We start from the raw sequence: 23,118 nt of genomic DNA on the forward strand, positions 1-23,118 counted from the left end.
CAATCGCTGTCGAGGAAGTCCTGTATCGATGAGCCGGCGCCGTAGTGGCAGTTTATGAAACATCCAGGCTAGGCAGCGTTATCCGCGCCGGGGACGGCAACGACACTGTGTTCGCCGCGTATGCGCTCGTCGTCGGGGGACGCGGCGATGACCTCATCGTGTCGATCGGCGAGGGGACCACGGTTGTCTACTGGGACTCTCCCACGGGTGTGACCATTAATCTGGCCGACGGAACCGTGCGCGACGGTTTCGGCTCCGTCGACAGGCTGGAGGGAATCAAGGTGGTGCAGGGCTCCGCTCATGACGATTCACTCACCGGCAGCGGCGCCGACGAATCGTTCCATGGAGGACTGGGTAACAATCGTTATGCCGGAGGTGGCGGTTACGATACGGTAAGCTACTTCTTTGTTAAATCGACCGATGCCAGCGTTGTCTATGAAGCGGCCTCGGACAGCTTTACGGTCACCAAACGATTCCCGAACGGCGACACCGGAGTCGATACACTGCACGGGATCGCGAAGATCGAATTTGTCGGCGAGGGCGCGGACGACGCCGCGATTCACCGGAGCGATTATGTGGGAAGTTTCCGCAGCGGCTACACCGCGTTCAACGTGGCAGTGCCCAAGTTGGCCGGATTATCGCAATTTACGACGGGCGACTTCAACGGAGACAACAAGGCCGACTTCACGATCGTGACCCAGGTTGGAACGGGCACCGCGCCCGCGCCGGCCTTCATTTTCCTCGGCGACGGGCAGGGACATTTTTCCGACCAGACCGCGGCGGTGTTTGCGAATGGTTCCGCGATGAACGCTGTCGGCGGGGGGCGCACCCTTGTTGCCGACTTTAACAACGATGGCCGCAGCGACCTGTTCCAGCTGAACTTCGGCGGCGACGCGCCGCCATTCCCCGGTGGGCAGAACAGCCTGTACCTGTCGTCGCCATCGGCCGGCACGCTGGCGGACGTGAGCGCGACCCTGCCGCGCACGCTGGAATTGAATCATGGAGGCAGCACTGGCGACCTTAACGGCGACGGCTTCGCTGACGTCCTGTTGAACACACTGGACGAAGGAAGCCTGCTGCTGATGAACGATGGCACGGGGCACTTCAATTCTGCGCGGCCGGGAAAGCTTCCTCGGCCGCTCGGGCACACTAGTTATGGCGATTACCCGGAATCGCACACCTTTTCGGGGATTGTCGATGTTAACGGCGACCGCCGGCCCGACCTCATCCTGGGTACTTGGGACGGTACCATGGGCAAGCACGAAAGCAAGGTACTCCTCAACGACGGAACTGGCGATTTCTCGCGCCAGGCTTCGATTGCCTTGCCGGCCAGCGGAATCGACAAGGAAATTGTGCTCGACGTGGAGCCCATCGACCTGAACGGCGATGGCTTTGCTGACCTGATGCTGAGCATCACAAATGGCGGCACGAACGATGTGTTTTACCGCACCGCCTATATCCAGTTGCTCGTGAATGACGGGACCGGGCACTTCCGCGATGAGACCGTGATTCGCCTTCCGCAGGACAAAACCCCTGACGCCGGGGGCTGGCTGATGTCGCTTACGCCCGTCGATTTCAACCGGGATGGTGCGATGGATATCCTGGCCGAGAGCGCGGGCGGAACGGTCAGGTCGTCGGTCTATCTGAATGACGGGAAAGGCCATTTCACGCAGCACTGGCAATCCGGACCGGGGGAACGTACCGCCGCTATCGACCTGCAGGGCGACGGGATGGCTGACCTGCTCTCCGCGGCGGGGAACCTGCGAATGATCCCTCTGTCGAACTACCTGCCCAACGACCACGTCTACCGGGCAAATTTCGGCGGTGAGGAACTGCTCGGCTCAGCGGGGAACGATACCTTCGTCCCGCGCGACGGACGTAACGTGTTCGATGGCGCAGGCGGAATGGATATCGTCAGGTTCAGCGGCGCGCGCGCGGACTATTCCGTGACGGGCAGCGCCGCAAGCGGCGTCACGATTACCGGCGCAGCCGGTAATGTCGCGATGACGCACATCGAGAGGGCGGTGTTCGGCGATGCGGCGGTGGCGTTCGATGTGGACGGCGCTGCCGGCCAGACGTATCGCCTCTACCAGGCGGCCTTTGACCGCAAGCCGGACGCTGCCGGCTTTGGTTTCTGGCTGACCCAGATGGAAAAGGGCGCAAGCCTGCAAGCCGTCGCTGGCGCTCTCGCGTCCAGTCCAGAGTTCATATCGCTGGTCGGTGCTACCGCAAGCGGCGAACAATTTGTCACCGCCATGTACGCGAACGTGCTGCACCGGCTTCCGGATAAAGACGGCATGGCGTTCTGGCTTTCCATACTGGACCGCGGCGTTGCGCGAGGTGACGTGCTGGCGTCGTTCGGGGAAAGTCCCGAGAACCAGGCACAGGTCATCGGCACGATCCAGGCCGGCATGGAGTACGTGCCGTACAGCTGACCAGCCCGCGTCTTAACGCTTCACTTCGCCGAACGCTTCACCCTTGTTCCAGGTAGGCATCGACGGCGCATTCGCCACTTCGTAACCGAGGTTCAAGGTAAACTGCGCCTGCTGCACCATGCCCGACAGGTTCCACGCCGGGTTGTATTCGTCGCTGACCTGGTGATAGTGCTTGGTAAAACCAACCATCTTCTGGCTCGACGCCGAGTGGTCGTGCTCGAAGTCGAACGAGCCGTCGCCCGAGAACACGGCCGATCCGACGTTGAATGCCGGGATGCCGGCCTTGGCGAACGCGAAATGGTCGGCGCGGAAGAAGGCGCCGCCGAGGTCAGGGACGGTCGGCGCCAGCCGCAGGCCCATTGCCTTCGCTACCTTGGCCGCGCTGGCGTGCAGGCTGCTGCGTTCCGAACCGGCCACGCCGATGTCGCGCGTGCGGCCGACGAAATTCAGGCTGTCGAGATTCAGGTCCGCTGCGGTTTTCGCCAGCGGCCAGATCGGGTTGCGGGTGTAGCCCGTTGCCCCGATCAGGCCTTGTTCCTCGGCCGCCGTCCACAGGAAGATCTGGGTGCGCTTGGCTGGCTTGGCGACCGCGGCCTGCGCCATGGCCAGCAGCGCCGCGCTGCCGGACGCATTGTCGATGGCGCCATTCCAGATGTGGTCCGGCTGGCCCGGCACTTCAAGCTTGCCGAGGTGGTCCCAGTGCGACGAGTAAATCACCGCCTGGTCCTTCAGTTTCGGATCGGTGCCCGGAACAATACCGGCGACGTTGGTCTCTTCGATGTTGCGGTGCTGGCTGTCGATTGCGACCATCGCCCTGGCGCCAAGGTCGACCGGCTTGAAGCCGCGCACTTCCGCTTTCGCGCGCAGCGCGTCGAGGTCATGGCCGCCAGCGGCGAACAGGCTGCGTGCGGTGTCTTCATGAATCCAGCCCTGCATCGCGTTGCCTTTGCCGGCAAGGCGGAACTGCTCGCGCGCGAAGCCATTCGCAGGCACGCTCCACGGATACGATGCCGAGTCCGTCGTGTGAATCAGCAGCACGCCCGCGGCGCCCTGGCGAACTGCTTCCTCGAACTTGTAGATCCAGCGGCCGTACCAGGTCAGCGACTTGCCGGCGAAGCGGTTCGGCTCCTGGGCGGTCGGCTTCGGGTCGTTGACCATCATGACGACAACCTTGCCCTTGACGTCGGTTCCAGCGTAGTCGTTCCATTTTTCGCCGGGAGCGTCGATGCCGTAGCCGACGAACACCATCGGCGCCTCGAAGCGCGTCTGGGCCGCGTCGTTGGCGTTGGCGAACACGATGTCCTTGCCCAGCACCGGCGCAAACGCCTTGCCGCCTGCTTCGAACCTGACCGAGCTGGTCGGGAGAGTCCTGCTGCCGACGATCTTGACCGGCTGGCGGTAACCTTTGCCGAGCGCCGGCTTGAGGCCGATGATGGCGGCCTGCGTTTCGATGTACTTGACGGCGAGTTCGCCGCCGCGCTGGCCGGTGCCGCGGCCTTCGAGCAGGTCGTCTGCGAGGAAGGCGAGGTGCGCACGCAGCGGCGCTTCGGTCACGGTTTGGGCAGCAGCGATAGCAGCATGGCTTGCCAGGATCGCGCCGGCAGCAAGTACAGGGAATTTACGCATCAGGTCTCCGGATCTAAAACAGGCATCAAAATTGTTCGTCAGGACGCAGGTAGCGCCATTTCCCGACCGGCAGGTCGCCCAGCTTGACCTTGCCGATGCGGACGCGCTTCAGGCCGACCACCTTGAGTCCAACCATGTCGCACATGCGCCGGATCTGGCGCTTCTTGCCTTCCTTGAGGGTGAAGCTTAGCTGGTCGTCGTTTTGCCAGCGTACCTTTGCCGGCAGCAGCGGCTTGCCATCCATCCAAAGGCCGAAGCACAGCTTCTTCAGGTCGGACTCGGGCAGCTTGCCTTCCTTGGTGTACTCGACGCGCACCAGGTATTCCTTCTCGACGGTGGTGGTCTCGCCGATCAGCGTCTTGGCAACGCGGCCGTCCTGGGTCAGGATCAGCAGGCCGACCGAGTCGATGTCGAGGCGGCCGGCCGGCACGAGGCTGCGCAGCTGCGTCGGGTGGAAGGTCTCGGGCGACGGATCGTCTTCCCAGCGGTTCTCCGGTTTGATCAGCGCCACCGCCGGCGTGTAGCCGTCTTCGGCCTGGCCGCTGACATAGCCCATCGGCTTGTTGATCAGGATCGTCACGCGCTTGGACTGCTCGGCGGCGGCCTGGCGCTCGACGGTGATTTTCTGGTGCGGCAGCACCTTGCTGCCCAGTTCCGACACCACCTGGCCGTCGACGCGTACCCAGCCGCGGGAGATCCATTCATCTGCTTCGCGGCGCGAAGAAAGCCCGAGTTCGGACATGCGTTTCGAAAGGCGTACTAATTCAGTCATTGTGTTCTTTACGATTGGAGTGCTGTTTAAACTTTGAGGGCGTCGAGCAGGTCGGTCTCGAGCTGGATCTGGTTGCGTGCGTTGTTCAGTACCGCGCCGTCGATCAGGAACACGTCTTCCACACGCTCGCCGAGCGTCATGATCTTGGCGGTGTGGACGTTGATGCGGTAGCGCGTGAGGACATTGGCGATCGAGTACAGCAGGCCGGTACGGTCGTTGGCCGCAATCGACAGCAGGTAGTACTGGCCGCGTTCGTCCGGGCGCAGGTCGACCGTCGGCGCGATCGGGAAGGTGCGCGACAGGCGCGACAGGCGCCCGCGCGTCGGCACCGGCAGCGGCGTCTGCGACACCAGCAGTTCGCAGATTTCGTGCTCGATCAGGTTGATGATATCGCGGTAGCTCTTGGCGAAATTCTGCTCGGTGACGAGGAAGGTGTCGAGCGCGTAGCCGTGCCGCGTGGTGTGGATCTTGGCGTCGAGGATGCTGAAGTTCTTGCGGTCGAAGTAGCTGCAGATGCGCGCGAACAGGTCTGGCTGGTCCTTCAGGTACACCGTCACCTGCAAGCCTTCGCCGATTGGCGCCAGGCGGCACTTGATCACCGGCCGCTCGCTGTCGATGCGGTCGTACAGCGAACGGGTTTGCCACGCGATGTCGGAGGCGTCATGGCGCAGGAAGTAGGCCATGTCCAGCTGCGCCCACAGCGCTTCGTGCGCGTCCGGCGGCAGGCCGAACAGGCGCAGCGTGGCCATCGCTTCGACCTGGCGGTTCTTCAGTTCGCGGTCGGCCGACGGCGGCTCGCCGCCCAGCACGCGCAGGGTGATGCGGTACAGGTCTTCCAGCAGCTTGGCCTTCCAGGCGTTCCAGACCCTCGGGCTGGTGCCGCGGATGTCGGCCACGGTGAGGAGGTAGAGCGCGGTCAGGTGGCGTTCGTCCTTGACCAGGTTGGCGAAGGCCTGGATCACGTCGGGGTCCGACATGTCCTGCTTCTGCGCGACGGTCGACATGACCAGGTGCTCCCTGACCAGGAAGGCCACCAGTTCGGTGTCCTCTGCGCTGATGCCGTGGTCCTCGCTGAACTGCACCACGTCGGCCACGCCGAGGATCGAGTGATCGCCGCCGCGGCCCTTGGCGATGTCGTGGAACAGCGCGGCGACGTACAGCAGCCAGGAGCGCGGGAAATTGGCGATCAGCTGGCTGCAGAACGGATACTCGTGCGCGTGCTCGGTCATCGTGAAGCGGCGCATGTTGCGCACCACCATCATGATGTGCTGGTCCACCGTGTAGACGTGGAACAGGTCGTGCTGCATCTGGCCGATGATCGGCCGGAAGCTCGGGAGGTAGCGTCCCAGCACGCCGGTGTCGTTCAGGCGGCGCAGCGCGTGCACCAGGCCGACCGGCGCCTGCAGGATGCGCAGGAAGCTGTTGCGGTTGACCGGGTCGGCGCGGAATCCGGCATCGATCATCGAGCGCGCGTGCCACAGCGCGCGCATGGTGCGGGCCGTCATGCCTTTCAGGTGCGGCCGCTCCGTCATCAGCACGAACATTTCGAGGATGGAGGAGGGCGTCGTCTCGAAGGTATTGTCGTCGGCGATGTCGATGAAGCCGCCGACATCGTTGAAGCGCTCGTTGATCGCTGCCGGCACCGAGTCCTGCGGGAACAGCTGCGCCTCGATGTTCTGCAGCAGGATGGTATTGAGCTGGGTGACCGTCTTGGCGGCCCAGTAGTAGCGCTGCATCAGGTATTCGCTGGCGCGGCGGGACTGAGTGGTCTTCAGGCCGAAGGTCCCCGCGATCGGCGTTTGCAGGTCGAACAGCAGGCGGTCTTCGCGGCGGTTGGCTTGCAGGTGCAGGCGGACGCGGATGTCCTTGAAGGCGCTTTCCTTTTCCATCAGCTGGCGCGCCTCGGTCTGCGTGATCAGGCCGCGCGTGGCCAGCTGGCCCCACGAATTGGCCAGGCCCGCAGCCTTGGCGACCCACAGGATCGCTTGCAGGTCGCGCAGTCCGCCGGGGCTTTCCTTGCAGTTCGGCTCGAGGCTGAACGCGGTGTCTTCGTATTTGGCGTGGCGCAGGCGCATCTCGGCCATCTTGGCCTGAAAGAAGGCCTGCGGGTTCATCGCCGCGAGATAGCGCTGCTGGAGCTGTTTGAATACGGCGCCGCCGCCGGTGATCAGGCGCGCTTCCAGCAGGCTGGTTTGGACCGTGATGTCGGCCTCCGACTCGACCAGGCATTCGTCGACGGTGCGGATGCTGTGGCCGATTTCGAGGCCAAGGTCCCACAGCAGCTGGACCAGGCCTTCGAGGCGCGCCTGCGTCAGCGCGTTGGCCGGTTCGGCCAGCAGGATCAGGAGGTCGACGTCGGAAAATGGAAACAGCTCGCCGCGGCCGTAGCCGCCCACGCCGACCAGCGCCGCGTCAGGCGGCAGGCCGGAGGCGTTCCAGGCATCGGTGAGGACGGCGTCGACGCTCTGGCGCAGGCAGCGCAGCAGTCTCTCGGGTTTGCCGTCCTCGCGGAAGGCGGCGATGAGCAGCGCGCGGTCCGCTTTCAGCCTTTGCTTGAGCAGGTCGCGCGTTTCGTTTTTGTGCGCCGCCGCTGGCATGGCTTTACGCCGCTACAGCTTGCGCCGGGGCGCCGACGATGGCCGGCGGAGGTGGGGTGCCGGCCGACTGGGTCAGTACTTCATAGCCGGTCTCGGTGACCAGGATAGTGTGTTCCCACTGCGCCGACAGGCTGCGATCCTTGGTCTTGATGGTCCAGCCGTCGCCCATTTCGCGGATGTCGCGGCGGCCGGCGTTGATCATCGGCTCGATCGTGAAGATCATGCCCGCTTCGAGTTTTTCCAAAGTGCCCGGACGGCCGTAGTGCAGTACCTGCGGCTCTTCGTGGAACACTTTGCCGATGCCGTGGCCGCAGAACTCGCGCACCACGCTGTAGCCGTTCTTTTCGGCGTGCTGCTGGATCACGTGGCCGATATCGCCCAAGTGGGCGCCGGCGCGGACCTTGGAGATGCCGAGCCACATGCACTCATAAGTCACTTCCGACAGGCGGCGCGCCAGGATCGACGGTTCGCCGATGAAGTACATGCGGCTGTTGTCGCCGTGGTAGCCGTCCTTGATGACGGTGATGTCGAGGTTGACCACGTCGCCATTCTTGAGGACCTTGTCGCCCGGGATGCCGTGGCAGATCACGTCGTTGACCGAACTGCAGATGGCTTTCGGGTACGGGGTGTAGCCGGGCGGGCAGTAGTTCAGCGGCGCCGGGATCGTGCCCTGCACGTTGACCATGTATTCATGGCACAGGCGATCGAGTTCGCCGGTGGTGACGCCAACCTTGACGAACGGGGTGATGTAGTCGAGGACTTCGGAAGCAAGGCGGCCAGCGAGGCGCATGCCTTCGATTTCTTCGGGGGTTTTAATGGAAATGGTGGACATAGTGGTCACAATCGACAGAAAGCGGTTCAAAGCGGGAATGTCCACATTATAAGTGATCGAAGGGCATCACGTAGGCCGTGGGGCGGAAAAGGGCAACCTTCGTCGACCTTCATGCAGGCATTCCAATACACGCGCCACTTGAAAAGATGGCCAAAACCCGCTAGAATCTCGGGTTGCTTGATTTACGTTTTCAAGCGATGTTGTCAAAATACTTGTTAAATCGCGAATCCGGCCTCAAAGGGTGCCCTCGAGGTGACTGGCCGGATTCCAGACCCAACCCTGGAGAATCACATGTCCGTAACAATGCGTGAAATGCTGGAAGCCGGTGTCCACTTCGGTCACCAAACCCGTTTCTGGAACCCAAAGATGGCTCCTTTCATCTTCGGCCACCGCAACAAGATCCATATCATCAACTTGGAAAAGACGATGAGTATGTATCAAGAAGCAATGAAGACCATCAAGCAGATCTCCGCTAACCGCGGCACGATCCTGATGGTTGGTACCAAGCGCCAGGCACGCGACATCATCGCTGCCGAAGCCGCTCGTGCCGGCGTTCCTTTCGTTGACCAGCGCTGGCTGGGCGGCATGCTGACCAACTTCAAGACGATCAAGACGTCGATCAAGCGCCTGAAGGACATGGAAGCAGCAATCGCTGACGGTTCGGCTGAGCAACTGTCGAAAAAAGAAAACCTGATGTTCCAGCGCGAGATGATCAAGCTGCAGAAGGCCATCGGCGGCATCAAGGACATGGGCGGCGTTCCTGACGCTATCTTCGTCGTCGACGTCGGCTACCACAAGGGCGCGATCACCGAAGCTGGCAAGCTGGGCATCCCAGTCATCGGCGTGGTTGATACCAACCACTCGCCAGAAGGCGTGACCCACGTCATCCCAGGTAACGATGACTCCTCGAAAGCGATCGCCCTGTACGCTCGCGGCGTCGCTGACGCGATCCTCGAAGGCCGCGCTAACGCGACCAACGAAGTCGTTCAGATGGCTAAGTCGTCGGACGAGTTCGTCGAAGTTTCCGACCAGGCATAAGCCGGCGGCAGGGCGACCTGCTGATCACGTAGAAAAAGGGGTAGCATCTGCTCCCCTTTTTTTTAAACAGAATACGAAATAACTTAGGAGAATTCTTATGGCAGCGATTACTGCAGCAATGGTTGGCGAACTGCGCGCCAAGACCGATGCGCCAATGATGGAATGCAAAAAAGCACTGACCGAAGCCGAAGGCGACATGGACCGTGCGGAAGAGATCCTGCGCGTCAAGCTGGGCGGCAAGGCATCGAAAGCATCGTCCCGTATCACCGCTGAAGGCGTGGTAGCATCGTTCATCTCCGGCGGCGTTGGCGCCCTGGTAGAAGTGAACAGTGAAACCGACTTCGTGGCAAAGAACGACGACTTCATGGCGCTGGCAAACAATGCAGCCCGCCTGGTCGCCGAGCACAACCCGGCTGACGTTGCAGCCCTGCTGGCACTGCCGCTGGACGGCAAGACCCTGGACGAAGTGCGTGCTGCCCTGATCGGTAAAATCGGCGAAAACATGTCGATCCGCCGCTTCCAGCGTTTCGAAACCACCGGCAAGCTGGCTTCGTACCTGCACGGCGCCCGTATCGGCGTCATGGTAGAGTTCGACGGCGCGGACGAGCAGGTTGGCAAGGATGTTGCAATGCACATCGCTGCAATGAAGCCAGTGTCGCTGTCGGCTGACCAGGTTCCTGCAGAACTGATCGAAAAAGAGCGTTCGGTTGCTGCGCTGAAAGCACAGGAAGACGCTGACGCAGCTGCTGCCGCAGGCAAGCCAGCCCAGTCGCCGGAAATCCTGGCCAAGCGCCTCGAAGGTTCGGTACAGAAATACCTGAAAGAAGTATCGCTGCTGAACCAGGCGTTCGTTAAGAACGACAAGCAGTCGATCGAACAGATGCTGAAAGAAAAGAACACCACCGTGAAAGCATTCACGATGTATGTTGTTGGCGAAGGCATCGAGAAGAAGCAGGACGATTTCGCAGCAGAAGTTGCTGCGCAAATGGCTGCTTCGAAGCAGTAAGTTTGAAAAGCGGGCCGGAAGGCCCGTTTTTTTAACTCGCGCCACCTGCCAGCACTGGCGGGTGAGGGCTGGCGGGCGGCCACAAGCCGCTTGCTGTCCGGACCCGAATACAACTGTCATTTTAGGAGCCCACACATGTCAAAACCAGCTTACAAACGCGTACTCCTGAAACTGTCTGGCGAAGCTCTGATGGGTGACGATGCCTATGGCATCAACCGTGCGACGATCGAGCGCATGGTCGCCGACATCGCGGAAGTGGCGAAATCGGGCGTGGAACTGGCAGTGGTCATCGGCGGCGGCAACATCTTCCGCGGCGTTGCGCCTGGTGCGCAGGGCATGGACCGCGCCACCGCCGACTACATGGGCATGCTGGCCACCGTGATGAACGCGCTGGCCCTGGCCGACGCGATGCGCCACGTGGGCATCGTCGCGCGCGTGATGTCGGCGATCGGCATCGAGCAGGTCGTCGAGCCATACGTGCGCCCGAAGGCGCTGCAGTACCTGGAAGAGGGCAAGGTCGTCATCTTCGCCGCCGGCACCGGCAACCCGTTCTTCACCACCGACACCGCGGCTGCGCTGCGCGGCTCCGAGATCGGCGCCGAGATCGTCCTCAAGGCAACCAAGGTCGATGGCGTATATACTGCCGATCCGAAGAAGGACCCGAGCGCCACCCGCTACGAGTCGATCAACTTTGACGAAGCCATCGCCAAGCACCTGCAGGTCATGGACGCCACCGCGTTCGCGCTGTGCCGCGACCAGAAGCTGCCGATCAAGGTCTTCTCGATCGTCAAGCCGGGCGCGCTGATGCGCGTCGTGATGGGCGAAGACGAAGGCACGCTGGTCCACGTTTAAGAACCAAGCAAACAATAACCACCGAATACAGGAGAGCAGCATGACTATCGCTGACGTTAAGAAAAGCGCGCAAGACCGCATGAACAAGTCGATCGAGACCCTCAGGGCCGACCTGGCCAAGGTCCGTACCGGCCGTGCCCACACCGGCATCCTCGACCACATCATGGTTGAATACTACGGTTCGCCGACCGCGCTGACCCAGGTCGCCAACGTGACCCTGGTCGACGCCCGCACCATCGGCGTGCAGCCGTTCGAAAAGAAGATGGCGAGCACCATCGAGAAAGCGATCCGCGACTCCGACCTGGGCCTGAACCCATCGTCGCAGGGCGACATGATCCGCGTGCCGACGCCGGCGCTGACCGAAGAGCGCCGCAAGGAGATGGTCAAGCTGTGCAAGGGCGAGGCTGAAGACGCGAAAATCGCCGTGCGCAACATCCGCCGCGACGCCAACGAATCGCTGAAGAAGCTGGTCAAGGACAAGGCGATCTCGGAAGACGAAGAGCGCCGCGCATCGGACGAGATCCAGAAGCTGACCGACAAGTTCGTGGTCGACATCGACAAGACCGTCGCCGAAAAAGAGAAAGAAGTCCTGACCGTGTAATAATTGCATGTTGGCGGGTTCCCCGCCATGAACGCATGCTCGGCGGATGCCGGGGGGCGCCGAGCCCGTTGCGCTTATCCGCCCTACGTTTTTTCTGGCCCAGGATCTATGATTTTCAAGAGTTCGACGACAGCAGTCCCTGAAGTGGCGAAAATGCCGCGCCACGTTGCCATCATCATGGACGGCAATGGCCGCTGGGCGACCAAACGTTTCATGCCGCGCGTGGCCGGCCACGTCAAGGGTGTCGAAGCCGTGCGCGGCGTCGTGGAAGCCTGCGCGCTGCGCGGCATCGAATATCTGACCCTGTTCGCCTTCTCGTCCGAGAACTGGCGCCGTCCCGAAGAAGAAGTGTCGCTGCTGATGCGCCTCTTCGTGACCGCCCTCGAACGCGAAGTATCGAAAATGCACGCCAATAACATCCGCCTGAAGGTCGTGGGCGACCTGTCGCGCTTCGACGCCAAGCTGCAGGAGATGATCGCCGCAGCCGAGCGCCGCACCGCCAACAACACCCGCCTGACCGTCACCATCTGCGCCAATTACGGCGGACGCTGGGACATCATGCAGGCCGCCGGAAAAATGGTCGCCGCCCATTCCGGCGCGACCGAGTTCACCGAAGAACAACTGGCCGAACACCTGGCCATGGCCTATGCGCCCGAGCCCGACCTGTTCATCCGCACCGGCGGCGAAGAGCGCATCTCCAACTTTTTACTGTGGCAGCTCGCGTATTCGGAGCTGTACTTTACCGATACCTACTGGCCCGATTTCGGCGTCGAGGCGCTCGACACCGCGATCGTGTCCTACCAGGCGCGCGAACGCCGCTTCGGCCGCACCGGCGACCAGCTGGCGGGAGAGAGCGCATAATGCTGAAGACCCGCGTCATCACCGCCGTCGTCCTGCTCGTCGCATTGCTGGGCATCCTGTTCGGCGGCTACTATCAGCTGTTCGCCGCGGCCATCGTGCTGTTCCTGGTCGCCGCGGTCTGGGAAGCGTTCCAGCTGTTCGGCTCCTCCAAAAAACAGGCGCTCGCGATCTCGCTGTTCTGGGGCGCCGCGTTCGCATACACCTTCCTGTTCCAGACCAACCAGTCGACCCAGTTCTGGTTCGCGCTGTGCGCCGCGATCTGGCTGGTGCGTTTCGTGCCCGCGCTTGGACACGGGCTGCCGCCGCCGCAAGGCATCGGCAACACGCTGCTTGGCACCGTGTACGGGCTCTCGCTGGTCGGCTGCTTCGCTGCGATGGTGGTGTTCTACCAGCACTCGCCAATCTACCTGCTGTCGGTGATGGCCCTGGTGTGGGTGGCCGACATCGGCGCCTACTTCTCGGGCAAGGCGTTCGGCAAGCGCAAGCTGGCGCCGTCCATCTCGCCGGGCAAATCGTGGGAGGGCGCGATCGGCGGCGCCATCGCCGTGCTGCTGCTCGCGGCCGCCGTGATCCTGTCCGGCAGCCCGATGGCGGCCGACACCTTCGTCGTCAAACTCCAATCGTCGCGTGGCTGGCTTGCCGCCATGGCGATCCTTGCCGTGATCGTCGCCGCCAGCGTGGTCGGCGACCTGTTCGAATCGATGCTCAAGCGCCGCGCCGGCGTCAAGGACAGCAGCAACCTGCTGCCTGGCCACGGCGGGGTGCTGGACCGGATCGATGCACTGGTCCCGGTCTTGCCATTCGCCGCGCTGATCGACGCCTGGCTTTAAAGAAGGCGCACTATGCAAAGCATCACAATCCTTGGCGCGACCGGCTCGATCGGCGTGTCGACACTGGACGTGCTCGCGCGTCATCCTGAAAAATACAAGGTCTTCGCGCTGACCGCGCATGGCCGGGTCGAAGAACTGGCTGCGCAGTGCGAGCAGTTCCGCCCCGCGCACGCCGTGGTCGGCAGCGCCGAAGCGGCGCAAAAGCTCTCAAGCCTGCTGCGCGAAAAAGGCCTGCGCACCGAGGTGGCGTACGGCGAGGAAGCGCTGTGCGCAGTCGCCTCCAGCTCCAACACCGACACCGTGATGGCCGCCATCGTCGGCGCGGCCGGGCTGGCGCCCACCCTGGCCGCTGCCCGCGCCGGCAAGAAGATCCTGTTGGCGAACAAGGAAGCGCTGGTCATGTCCGGCCAGCTGTTCATGGACGCGGTCGAGGAAAATGGCGCGACCCTGCTGCCGATCGACAGCGAACACAATGCGATCTTCCAGTCGCTGCCCCAGTCGTATGCGCGTTCACCGCGCGGCGCCGGCGTCGCCAAGATCCTGCTGACCGCCTCCGGCGGGCCATTCCTGGCGCGCGCCGTCGAGACGCTCGAAGCGGTGACCCCGGAGCAGGCATGCAAGCACCCGAACTGGGTCATGGGCCGCAAAATATCGGTCGATTCGGCCACCATGATGAACAAGGGCCTCGAAGTCATCGAGGCGCACTGGCTGTTCGGCGCGCCGGCAAGCCAGATCGAGGTCGTCATCCACCCGCAAAGCGTGATCCATTCGATGGTGTCCTACGTCGACGGTTCGGTGATCGCCGAGCTGGGCAACCCCGACATGCGCACCCCGATCGCCCACGCGCTGGCTTTCCCTGAGCGGATCGAGTCCGGAGTGGCGCAGCTGGACCTGATCGCCATCGGCACCCTGCAATTCGAAAAGCCGGACTACCAGCGCTTCCCGTGCCTGGCGCTGGCGTTCGAAGCGCTTGAGGCAGGCGGCACCGCGCCGGCCCTGCTCAACGCGGCCAACGAGATTGCCGTGCAGGCCTTCCTCGAACACCGCATCGGCTTCCGCGACATCGACCGCGTGATCGCGCGCGTGATGCACGAAAACGACCACGGCGCCGCCAGCAGCATCGACGCCGTCATGGCGCAGGACGCCAGGGCGCGCAGCGCCGCCGAAGCCATCGTCGCAGGCATCCAGCGATGAACTTCATCCAGACAGTGCTCGCCTTCCTGCTGGCGCTGGGGCCGCTGATCATCTTCCATGAACTCGGTCACTACGCGGTGGCGCGGCTGTGCGGCGTCAAGGTGCTGCGCTTCTCGGTCGGCATGGGCAAGGTGGTGTGGTCGCGCCGTTTCGGCAAGGACCAGACCGAATGGGCCGTGTCGATCCTGCCGCTGGGCGGCTACGTCAAGATGCTCGACAGCCGCGACCCGGACGCGCCGCCGCTGGCGCCCGGCGATGAGCAGCACGAATTCACCCGCAAGAGCGTCTGGCGCCGCATCGCCATCGTGGCCGCCGGCCCGATCGCCAACTTCATTCTCGCCATCGTGGTGTTCGCCGGCCTGTTCATGTATGGCATCGCCGAACCTTCCACGCGCATCCGCTTCATGCCCGAGACCACGCCGGCCTGGCAGGCTGGCCTGCGCGGCGGCGACCAGATCGTTGCGGTCAATGGCGAGCAGGTTGGTGCATGGTCCGAGCTCAATTGGGAAGTCATTTCGTCGGCGCTGGACAAGCGCGACGTGCAGTTGCAGGTTGAACGCGAGTCGCAAGGCCGCGTCGACCTGGTGTTGCCTGCCGCCTCGTTCGAGGGGCTGGACGCCGACGCCGACCTGCTTGGCGCGATCGGCATCGGCGTGGCGCGCCCGGCGCCGGTGCTGGGCAAGATCATCCCAGGCGGCGCGGCCGAACGCGCGGGCCTGGAAAGCGGCGACCTGGTGACCGCCATCGACGGCAAGCCGGTCCCGGACGGCATCGCTTTCATCGAAGCGCTGCGCAAGGCGGGCGGCCGCACCGTGCAGGTCGCTGTCACGCGGGACGGGAGCGTAATTACGATCCCGGTGGCGCCGGAGCTCGACCCTGAAACCGGCTATGGCCGCATCAAGGCTGAAGTGGCGCTGGCGCCGGAGATGGTGAGGGTGGCGTCAAGCCCGCTGGAGGCAGTCGGCAAGGCGGTACGCAAGACCTGGGAGACCAGCGCATTGACGGTCAAGATGATCGGCAAGATGATCACCGGCGAAGTCTCGCTGAAGAACGTCACCGGCCCGATCACGATTGCCGACTACGCGGGGCAGACCGCGCGCATGGGCGTGGTGACCTTCCTGATCTTCATCGCCTCCATCAGCATCAGTCTGGGTGTGATGAATCTGTTACCAATTCCGGTTCTGGATGGTGGCCTTTTGCTGTATTATTCGCTGGAAGTTTTGACCGGACGCCCCTTGCCGGAGCGGATCGCCGAATTTGCGCAGCGCGCTGGCGTCGCCATGCTGGTGATGCTGATGGCGCTAGCCGTCTTCAACGACGTGGCGCGGCTGCTGTAAAGCCCGTGCCTGCAGTCCCGAGTAACGTATTGTGCCTATTGATCGACCCTTTGATTTAGCCGATGAAATTACAATCTGATCGTTCCGCATTGCCTTCCTTTCGCCGCAGCCTGATCGGCGCCGCCGTCGTGGCGCTGTGCTCCGGACCCGCCTTCGCAGTCAACCCGTTCGTCGTCAAGGACATTCGCGTCGAAGGTATCCAGCGCACCGAAGCCGGCACCGTCTTCAGCTACCTGCCGGTCCGCGTCGGCGAGACCTTCAACGATGACAAGAGCATTGCCGCGATCAAGGCGCTGTACGCCACCGGCTTCTTCAAGGACGTGCGCCTGGAAGAAGAAAACGGCGTGCTGGTGGTGCTGGTCGAAGAGCGTCCTGCGATCGCCGGCGTCGACTTCACCGGCTCCAAGGAATTCGAGAAGGACATGCTGATCAAGGCGCTGAAGGAAATCGGCGTCGGCGAAGCCAAGATCTTCGACAAGGCCTCGGTCGACCGCGCCGAGCAGGAACTCAAGCGCCAGTACCTGTCGCATGGCCTGTACGGCGTCAAGATCACCACCACCGTCACCCCGATCGAGCGTAACCGCGTCACCGTCATGTTTAACATCGACGAAGGCGAGGTCGCGCGCATCCGCCAGATCAACATCGTCGGCAACAAGACCTTCTCGGACAAGGAACTGCGCCAGCTGCTGCAGCTGGACACGAGCGGCTGGTTCACCTGGTACAGCAAGGCCGACCAGTATTCGAAGACCAAGCTGACCGGCGATATCGAAGCGATCAAGTCGTTCTACCTGAACCGCGGCTACCTCGAAGCGAACGTCGAATCGACCCAGGTCGCGATCACGCCGGACAAGAAGGACATCTACCTGACCATCAACATCACCGAAGGCGAGAAGTACACCGTCTCCGACGTGAAGGTGGAAGGCGAGATGTTCGGCCGCGAAGACGAAATCCGCTCGCTGGTGCTGCTCAAGCCGGGCAAGCCGTATTCGGGCGAGCTGCTCACCGCCAGCAACAAGCTGATCGCCGACCGCATGGGCACCTTCGGCTATGCGTTCGCCAACGTCAACGCCAACCCTGAACTGAACCGCGAAAAGCGCGAAGTCGCCTTCACCTTCTTCGTCGATCCGGGCAAGCGCGCCTACGTGCGCCACATGAACATCTCCGGCAACACCGTCACGCGCGATGAAGTCATCCGCCGCGAGTTCCGCCAGTTCGAAGGTTCGTGGTACGACGCGAACAAGATCAAGATGTCGCGCGACCGCGTCGACCGCCTCGGCTATTTCAAGGACGTGACAATCGACACGCCGGAAGCGCAGGGAACGTCCGACCAGGTCGACATCAACCTGGCCGTGGTCGAAAAGCCGACCGGTAACTTCATGATCGGCGGCGCCTTCTCGCAGGCCGAGAAGTTCACCTTCACGGCGTCGATCCAGCAGGCCAACTTCGCCGGCAGCGGCAGCACCGTCGGCATCGAGCTGAACACCAGCCGCTACCTGCGCACGATCGCGTTCTCGCACACCAATCCGTACTTCACGGACGACGGCGTATCGCGCTCGTTCGAACTGTACCTGCGCACGGTGCGCCCGCCTGCACTGAACATCGGCAGCTATACCGTCAAGCAGACCGGCGGACGCCTGTCGTTCGGCGTGCCGTTCTCCGAATACGATACGGTGTACTTCGGCGCGGGCCTGGAACGCACCGAGATCGAAACCGACATCACCAGCCCGACCCGCTTCAAGGAATACGTGCGCGACTTCGGCAATTCACCGGACGGCATCGGCAGCGCCACCACCAACGCCTTCCCGTTGACGGCAGCGTGGGGCCGCGACAGCCGCGACAGCGCGATCACCCCGACCATCGGCCGCTACCAGCGCGCCAACCTCGAGATCGACGTGATCGGCGACGCCAAGTACTACCGCGCGGTGTACGAGCAGCAGTACTACAAGCCGCTGACCCGCATGATCACGCTCGCGCTGAAGGGCGAATTCGACTACGGCCACGGCCTGCAGGGCAACAAGTACCCGGTCTTCAAGAACTTCTACGGCGGCGGCATCGGTTCGGTGCGCGGCTACACCAGCTCCTCGCTCGGCATCGTCGATCCGCAGACCTTCGACGCGCTGGGCGGCGCGGTTCGCGTGATCGGTAACGCCGAACTGCAAATGCCATTCCCTGGCGGCGGTCCTGACCGCAGCCTGCGCTGGTTCGGCTTCCTCGACGCCGGCCAGATCTACCAGGAAGGCCAGAAGATCCGCGCCAATGAGCTGCGCTACTCGAGCGGCCTGGGCATCAGCTGGATTTCCCCGGTTGGTCCGCTCAAGTTGAGTTATGCTAAGCCTTTGAACGCAAAACCGGGCGACCGCCTGGAGCGCTTCCAGTTCCAGATGGGTACCGGGTTCTGATGCAGTGGTCCGCCACTGCGCCTGCGACGTTTCAATTCAGATTGCGGAGAATAAGTTGAAAACTGCCTTTACCTCAATGTCGAAACAGCTGCTGCTGTTGGCGCTGTGCGCGGTGCCAATCGCCCACGCGCAGGCGCAGATGGCGGGCAGCCGCATCGCATACGTGGCGACCGAACGCCTGATGACCGAGTCGAAGCTGGCCAAAACGGCCGACGAACGCATCGAAGCGGAATTCTCCAGGCGCGACAAGTCGATCAACGAACAGATCGGAAGCGTGCGCGCACTGGCCGAGAGGTTCGAGCGCGAAGCGCCGAAGCTGACCGAGATCGACCGCACCCGCCGCACCCGCGAACTGATCGACATGGAGAAGGACGTCCAGCGCAAGCAGCGCGAGTACCGCGAGGACCTCATGCAGCGCAAGAACGAAGAACGCGCGAATATCGCGCAAAAGGCGTACAAGGTCATCGAACAGATCGCCGCGCAGGAACAGCTTGACGTGGTGATCTACGAAGCCGGCTGGTTCAATCCGCGCATCGACATCACCGACAAGATCTTGAAGCAACTCGACAAATAACAGAAACAGGAACTACCAGATGGGCACTCGACTGGGTGAATTGGTCGAACGCTTGGGCGGTGAGCTGGCGGGTGACCCGGAGATCGAAGTCACGGGCATCGCGCCGCTGGCCGATGCAGGCGCTTCGCACATCAGCTTCCTAAGCAATAGCAAGCTGCGCGCACAAGCCGCGCAAAGCGGGGCCGCGGCCCTGATCCTGTCCCCGGCCGACAGCGAGACGGTCGGCGCCACCTACCCGGGTGCGCGCATCGTCACCAAAAATCCGTATGCTTACTTTGCCCGCGCCGCGCAGTATTTCGACGCGCTGACGGCGTTCGTGCCCGCGCCCGGCGTCCACGCCAGCGCGTTCGTCGACGCCGGCGCCACGGTCGATCCGTCGGCCCACGTGGGGCCGAATGCGACGGTCGAAGAGGGCGCCTTCATCGGCGCCGGCGCGGTGATCGGCGCCGGCTGCTTCGTCGGCCGCGACGCCATCATCGGCGCGGAGACCCGGCTGTTCGCCAACGTGACCTTCCATGCGGGCTGCCAGATCGGCGCGCGCGGGATCGTCCATTCGGGCGCCGTGATCGGCACCGACGGCTTCGGCTTCGCCAACGAAGGCGGCGTGTACATCAAGATTCCGCAAACCGGCCGCGTGGTCATCGGCGACGACGTCGACATCGGCGCCAATACGACCATCGACCGCGGCGCGCTGGCAGACACCATCATCGAAGATGGCGTCAAGCTGGACAACCAGATCCAGATCGGCCACAACTGCGTTATCGGCGCGCACACGGCGATGGCCGGCTGCGTCGGCGTGGCCGGCAGCGCGAAAATCGGCAAGTACTGCACTTTTGGGGGCGCCGCGATGGTGCTGGGCCACCTGACCATCGCCGACCACGTGCACATCTCATCGGGCAGCATGGTATCGCGCTCGATCGCGGAACCGGGCCAGTACACCGGCTTCTACCCGCTCGCTAAAAACGCCGACTGGGAAAAAACCGCGGCGATCGTTCGCAACCTGGACACGATGCGCGATAAAATCCGCGCGCTGGAAAAAACAATCAAAACCCTGACAGAACAAAAATGACAACTACCGAAAACAAGACCCTCGACATTTGCCAGATCAAGGCGCTGCTGCCGCACCGTTATCCGCTGCTGCTGGTTGACCGCGTGCTGACCTGGGAAGCGAACAAGTCGATCACTGCGATCAAGAACGTCACCGTCAACGAAGAATTCTTCAACGGCCACTTCCCGCACAAGCCGGTCATGCCGGGCGTGCTGATGATCGAAGCGCTGGCGCAGACCGCCGCGCTGCTGTCGTTCCTGACCATGGGCGTCAAGCCGGACGAGAACTCGGTGGTCTACTTCGTCGGCATCGACAACGCGCGCTTCAAGCGCCCAGTCGGTCCTGGCGACCAGCTGAAGATGGACGTCGAGATCCTGCGCGTATCGCGCGGCATCTGGAAATACAAGGCAGTAGGCAGCGTTGACGGCGCCGTGGCGCTCGAAGCTGAACTGATGTGCACCATTCGCGCCACCGATGACGCGAGCAAGCCAGCGGGGCAGTAAATGACGATGATTCACCCAACCGCCATCGTCGATCCGAAGGCGCAACTCGACAGCACCGTCGAGATTGGCCCGTACTCGATCGTCGGCCCGAACGTGCAGATCGGCGCGCGCACCGTGGTCGGCCCGCATGTGGTCATCGAAGGCCATACGACCATCGGCGAAGACAACAAGTTCTTCCAGTTCTCGTCGATCGGCGCCGCACCGCAGGACAAGAAGTGGGCGGGCGAACCGACCCGGCTTGAAGTCGGCGACCGCAACACCGTGCGCGAGTTCTGCACCTTCAACCTGGGCACCACCCAGGACCAGGGCGTTACGCGCCTCGGCAACGACAACTGGATCTCGGCCTACGTCCACCTGGCGCACGATTGCCAGGTCGGCAGCAACACGATTTTCTCGAACAATGCGCAGCTGGCCGGCCACGTCGAAGTGGGCGACTGGGCGATCATGTCCGGCTACGCCGGCGTGCACCAGTTCTGCAAGATCGGCGCGCACGCGTTTGTCGGCATGTACACCAGCCTGACCCAGGACGTGCCGCCGTTCGTGCTCGTATCGGGCAACCCGGCTGGCGCGCGCGGCGTCAATATCGAAGGCCTGAAGCGCCGCGGCTTCACGCGGCCACAGATCGACGGCATCCGCGCAGCCTACAAGCTTATCTACCGCAACAACCTCACGCTGGACGAGGCCAAGGCGGAGCTGGCGAAGCTGCAGGGCGACTCGCCGGAAGCGGCGTCGCAGGTCGGCGCGATGCTGGACTTCCTGGGTGGCGCTACCCGTGGCATCGTCCGCTGACATAACGGTCGCCGTCGTCGCCGGCGAGGTGTCCGGCGACATGCTCGCCGGCCGCCTCCTGGCCGGCCTGCGCCCGCATCTCCCTGAAGCGCGCTTCCACGGCATCGGCGGCCCGCGCATGGCCGAACAGGGCTTCGTGTCGGACGTGCCGATGGATACGCTGACCGTGCGCGGCCTGTTCGAGATCATCCCGCGCTACCGCGAGATCAAGGGCATCCAGAACGCGCTGCGCGACCGCCTGATCGCCGAGCGTCCGAACGTGTTCATCGGCGCCGACTATCCCGGCTTTAACCTCGGGCTCGAACAGCAGCTGCGCGAGGCCGGCATCCCGACCATGCACTTCGTCAGCCCGCAGATCTGGGCCTGGCGCGGCGGGCGCATCAAAAAAATCCAGAAGGCTGTGTCGCACATGCTGGTGATCTTCCCGTTCGAGGAAGAGATCTACAAGCAGGCCGGCGTGCCCGTGACCTATGTCGGCCATCCGCTGGCCGAGATGATCCCGATGGAGCCCGACACCGCGGCAGCGCGGCGCGCGCTCGGCATTCGCGAGTCCGCGCGGGTGGTGACGGTGATGCCGGGCAGCCGCATGGGCGAACTCAAATACCTGGCGGCGCCGTTCGTGGCGGCCGTCAGCCTGCTGGCCAAACGCGACCCGGGCCTTCGCTTCGTCGTGCCGATGGCGGGCGAGCGCCAACGGCAGTACTTCAACCAGCTGGTCTCGGAAGCGGGCCTGTCGAATGTGCAGATCGACCTGGTCGACGGCCAGTCGCATACCGCGATTGCGGCCGCCGACGCGGTGCTGGTCGCATCGGGCACGGCGACGCTGGAAGTGGCATTGTTCAAGAAGCCGATGGTCATCGCCTACAAGGTCATGCGCGCGTCGTGGGAGATCATGCGCCACATGGGCTACCAGCCGTGGATCGGCCTGCCGAACATCCTCGCGCGCGAATTCCTGGTGCCCGAATTCCTGCAGAACGCTGCCACGCCCCAAGCGCTGGCCGACGCGGTGTGGAAGCAGCTTGAAGACGTGCCGGGCCGCCTGAAGCTGGTCCAGCGCTTCACCGACATGCACCACAGCCTGCTGCGCAACAGCGCGGAAGAAGGCGCCGCCGCCGTCATGCGCGTCATACAATCGTCCAAGGCACCATGAGAACCAAGAAAGTCAATTTTTACCCTGGGCTGAAGAAGAACGCGCTGCCGTTCACGCCTGAAGATATCGTCTGCGGCGTCGACGAGGCCGGACGCGGCCCGCTGGCCGGGCCTGTGTTCGCCGCGGCGGTGATCCTGCATCCCGACCGTCCGATCCTCGGCCTGCGCGACTCCAAGAAACTGACCGCTGAACGGCGCGACGAACTCGCGCCGCTGATCAAGGCCAATGCGATTGCGTGGGCGATCGCCGAATGCTCGCACGAAGAAATCGACGCCATCAACATCCTGCAGGCGACCATGCTGGCGATGCGCCGCGCGGTGGAAGCCTTGTCGACGCTGCCGACCATCGCGCTCATCGACGGCAACCGCAGCCCGGTGATGACGATCCGCTGCCATGCGATCATCGAAGGCGACGACAAGGTGCACGCAATTTCGGCCGCATCGATCCTTGCCAAGACGGCGCGCGACGCCGCGCTGGTCACGCTGCACCAGCAGTATCCGCAGTACGGTTTCGACCAGCACAAGGGCTACAGCACCGCGATGCACATGGAGCGCCTTCGCGAGCACGGCCCATGCCCGGTGCACCGCCGCTCGTTCGCGCCGGTGCGCGCGGCGCTGGTCGGCGCGTTGTCCGGCGAAACCATCCCGTTCGACTTCGCAGTGGAAGAAGACTGA

At 63.2% G+C, this 23,118-nt stretch carries 20 protein-coding genes; 16 read left to right on the forward strand and 4 right to left on the reverse strand.

Features of this window, described 5'->3' with window-relative positions; genetic code table 11:
* Nucleotides 1-44 precede the first annotated feature (44 nt).
* A complete protein-coding gene (locus tag HHL21_RS03030; RefSeq protein ID WP_169463737.1) occupies nucleotides 45-2,435 on the forward strand; it encodes an FG-GAP-like repeat-containing protein in 2,391 nt (796 codons plus the stop codon).
* A 12-nt stretch (nucleotides 2,436-2,447) separates the two neighbouring features.
* On the opposite strand, the gene HHL21_RS03035 is transcribed toward HHL21_RS03030, so the two are convergent.
* The 4 genes from HHL21_RS03035 to map are packed head-to-tail and all read right to left on the reverse strand — an operon-like array spanning nucleotide 2,448 to nucleotide 8,262.
* The gene (locus tag HHL21_RS03035) at nucleotides 2,448-4,061 is read right to left on the reverse strand and encodes a M28 family peptidase (protein ID WP_169463738.1); all 1,614 of its coding nucleotides are present in this window, start codon (nucleotides 4,059-4,061) and stop codon (nucleotides 2,448-2,450) included.
* A gap of 25 nt (nucleotides 4,062-4,086) precedes the next feature.
* On the reverse strand, nucleotides 4,087-4,833 hold the full coding sequence (locus HHL21_RS03040) for a pseudouridine synthase (protein ID WP_169463739.1): 747 nt from the start codon (nucleotides 4,831-4,833) through the stop codon (nucleotides 4,087-4,089).
* 26 nt (nucleotides 4,834-4,859) lie between these two features.
* Entirely contained in the window at nucleotides 4,860-7,430 is a 2,571-nt protein-coding gene (locus HHL21_RS03045; protein ID WP_169463740.1) for a [protein-PII] uridylyltransferase, read from the reverse strand.
* 4 nt (nucleotides 7,431-7,434) lie between these two features.
* Nucleotides 7,435-8,262: a type I methionyl aminopeptidase gene (map, locus tag HHL21_RS03050; RefSeq protein WP_169463741.1), complete on the reverse strand. Its 828-nt coding sequence runs from the start codon at nucleotides 8,260-8,262 to the stop codon at nucleotides 7,435-7,437.
* Nucleotides 8,263-8,553: 291 nt separating this feature from the next.
* Here map and rpsB point away from each other — a divergent pair, with 291 nt between their 5' ends.
* The 15 genes from rpsB to rnhB all read left to right on the forward strand — a co-directional run bounded on the left by rpsB (nucleotide 8,554) and on the right by rnhB (nucleotide 23,118).
* Nucleotides 8,554-9,300, forward strand: a complete 747-nt coding sequence (gene rpsB, locus HHL21_RS03055; protein WP_169463742.1) for a 30S ribosomal protein S2 — start codon at nucleotides 8,554-8,556, stop codon at nucleotides 9,298-9,300.
* A gap of 97 nt (nucleotides 9,301-9,397) precedes the next feature.
* Nucleotides 9,398-10,306, forward strand: a complete 909-nt coding sequence (gene tsf / locus HHL21_RS03060) for a translation elongation factor Ts (RefSeq protein ID WP_169463743.1) — start codon at nucleotides 9,398-9,400, stop codon at nucleotides 10,304-10,306.
* 135 nt (nucleotides 10,307-10,441) lie between these two features.
* Nucleotides 10,442-11,158 carry a UMP kinase gene (gene pyrH, locus HHL21_RS03065; RefSeq protein WP_169463744.1) on the forward strand — a complete coding sequence of 239 codons (717 nt, stop codon included), beginning with the start codon at nucleotides 10,442-10,444 and terminating at the stop codon, nucleotides 11,156-11,158.
* Nucleotides 11,159-11,198: 40 nt separating this feature from the next.
* Entirely contained in the window at nucleotides 11,199-11,759 is a 561-nt protein-coding gene (gene frr / locus HHL21_RS03070; RefSeq protein ID WP_169463745.1) for a ribosome recycling factor, read from the forward strand.
* A gap of 108 nt (nucleotides 11,760-11,867) precedes the next feature.
* The gene (gene uppS / locus HHL21_RS03075) at nucleotides 11,868-12,620 is read left to right on the forward strand and encodes a polyprenyl diphosphate synthase (protein ID WP_169463746.1); all 753 of its coding nucleotides are present in this window, start codon (nucleotides 11,868-11,870) and stop codon (nucleotides 12,618-12,620) included.
* Nucleotides 12,620-13,450, forward strand: a complete 831-nt coding sequence (locus tag HHL21_RS03080; protein WP_169463747.1) for a phosphatidate cytidylyltransferase — start codon at nucleotides 12,620-12,622, stop codon at nucleotides 13,448-13,450. The genes uppS and HHL21_RS03080 overlap by 1 nt, the downstream gene beginning before the upstream one ends.
* Before the next feature lie 12 nt (nucleotides 13,451-13,462).
* Entirely contained in the window at nucleotides 13,463-14,644 is a 1,182-nt protein-coding gene (gene ispC / locus HHL21_RS03085; protein WP_169463748.1) for a 1-deoxy-D-xylulose-5-phosphate reductoisomerase, read from the forward strand.
* Entirely contained in the window at nucleotides 14,641-15,981 is a 1,341-nt protein-coding gene (gene rseP / locus HHL21_RS03090) for an RIP metalloprotease RseP (RefSeq protein ID WP_169463749.1), read from the forward strand. Before ispC ends, rseP begins: the two co-directional genes overlap by 4 nt.
* 62 nt (nucleotides 15,982-16,043) lie before the next feature.
* On the forward strand, nucleotides 16,044-18,380 hold the full coding sequence (gene bamA, locus HHL21_RS03095; RefSeq protein ID WP_169463750.1) for an outer membrane protein assembly factor BamA: 2,337 nt from the start codon (nucleotides 16,044-16,046) through the stop codon (nucleotides 18,378-18,380).
* A 55-nt stretch (nucleotides 18,381-18,435) separates the two neighbouring features.
* Nucleotides 18,436-18,954: an OmpH/Skp family outer membrane protein gene (locus HHL21_RS03100; RefSeq protein ID WP_229495900.1), complete on the forward strand. Its 519-nt coding sequence runs from the start codon at nucleotides 18,436-18,438 to the stop codon at nucleotides 18,952-18,954.
* 19 nt (nucleotides 18,955-18,973) lie between these two features.
* Entirely contained in the window at nucleotides 18,974-20,023 is a 1,050-nt protein-coding gene (lpxD, locus tag HHL21_RS03105; protein ID WP_169463751.1) for a UDP-3-O-(3-hydroxymyristoyl)glucosamine N-acyltransferase, read from the forward strand.
* On the forward strand, nucleotides 20,020-20,505 hold the full coding sequence (fabZ, locus tag HHL21_RS03110; protein WP_169463752.1) for a 3-hydroxyacyl-ACP dehydratase FabZ: 486 nt from the start codon (nucleotides 20,020-20,022) through the stop codon (nucleotides 20,503-20,505). The genes lpxD and fabZ overlap by 4 nt, the downstream gene beginning before the upstream one ends.
* Nucleotides 20,506-21,294, forward strand: a complete 789-nt coding sequence (lpxA, locus tag HHL21_RS03115) for an acyl-ACP--UDP-N-acetylglucosamine O-acyltransferase (protein ID WP_169463753.1) — start codon at nucleotides 20,506-20,508, stop codon at nucleotides 21,292-21,294. It abuts the gene before it with no gap.
* Nucleotides 21,278-22,444, forward strand: coding sequence for a lipid-A-disaccharide synthase (lpxB, locus tag HHL21_RS03120; protein WP_169463754.1), 1,167 nt, complete (start codon nucleotides 21,278-21,280; stop codon nucleotides 22,442-22,444). The genes lpxA and lpxB overlap by 17 nt, the downstream gene beginning before the upstream one ends.
* Nucleotides 22,441-23,118, forward strand: coding sequence for a ribonuclease HII (gene rnhB, locus HHL21_RS03125; RefSeq protein ID WP_169463755.1), 678 nt, complete (start codon nucleotides 22,441-22,443; stop codon nucleotides 23,116-23,118). The genes lpxB and rnhB overlap by 4 nt, the downstream gene beginning before the upstream one ends.

The organism is Massilia polaris (assembly GCF_012927275.1).
GTDB classification, from domain to species: Bacteria; Pseudomonadota; Gammaproteobacteria; order Burkholderiales; family Burkholderiaceae_D; genus Telluria_A; species Telluria_A polaris.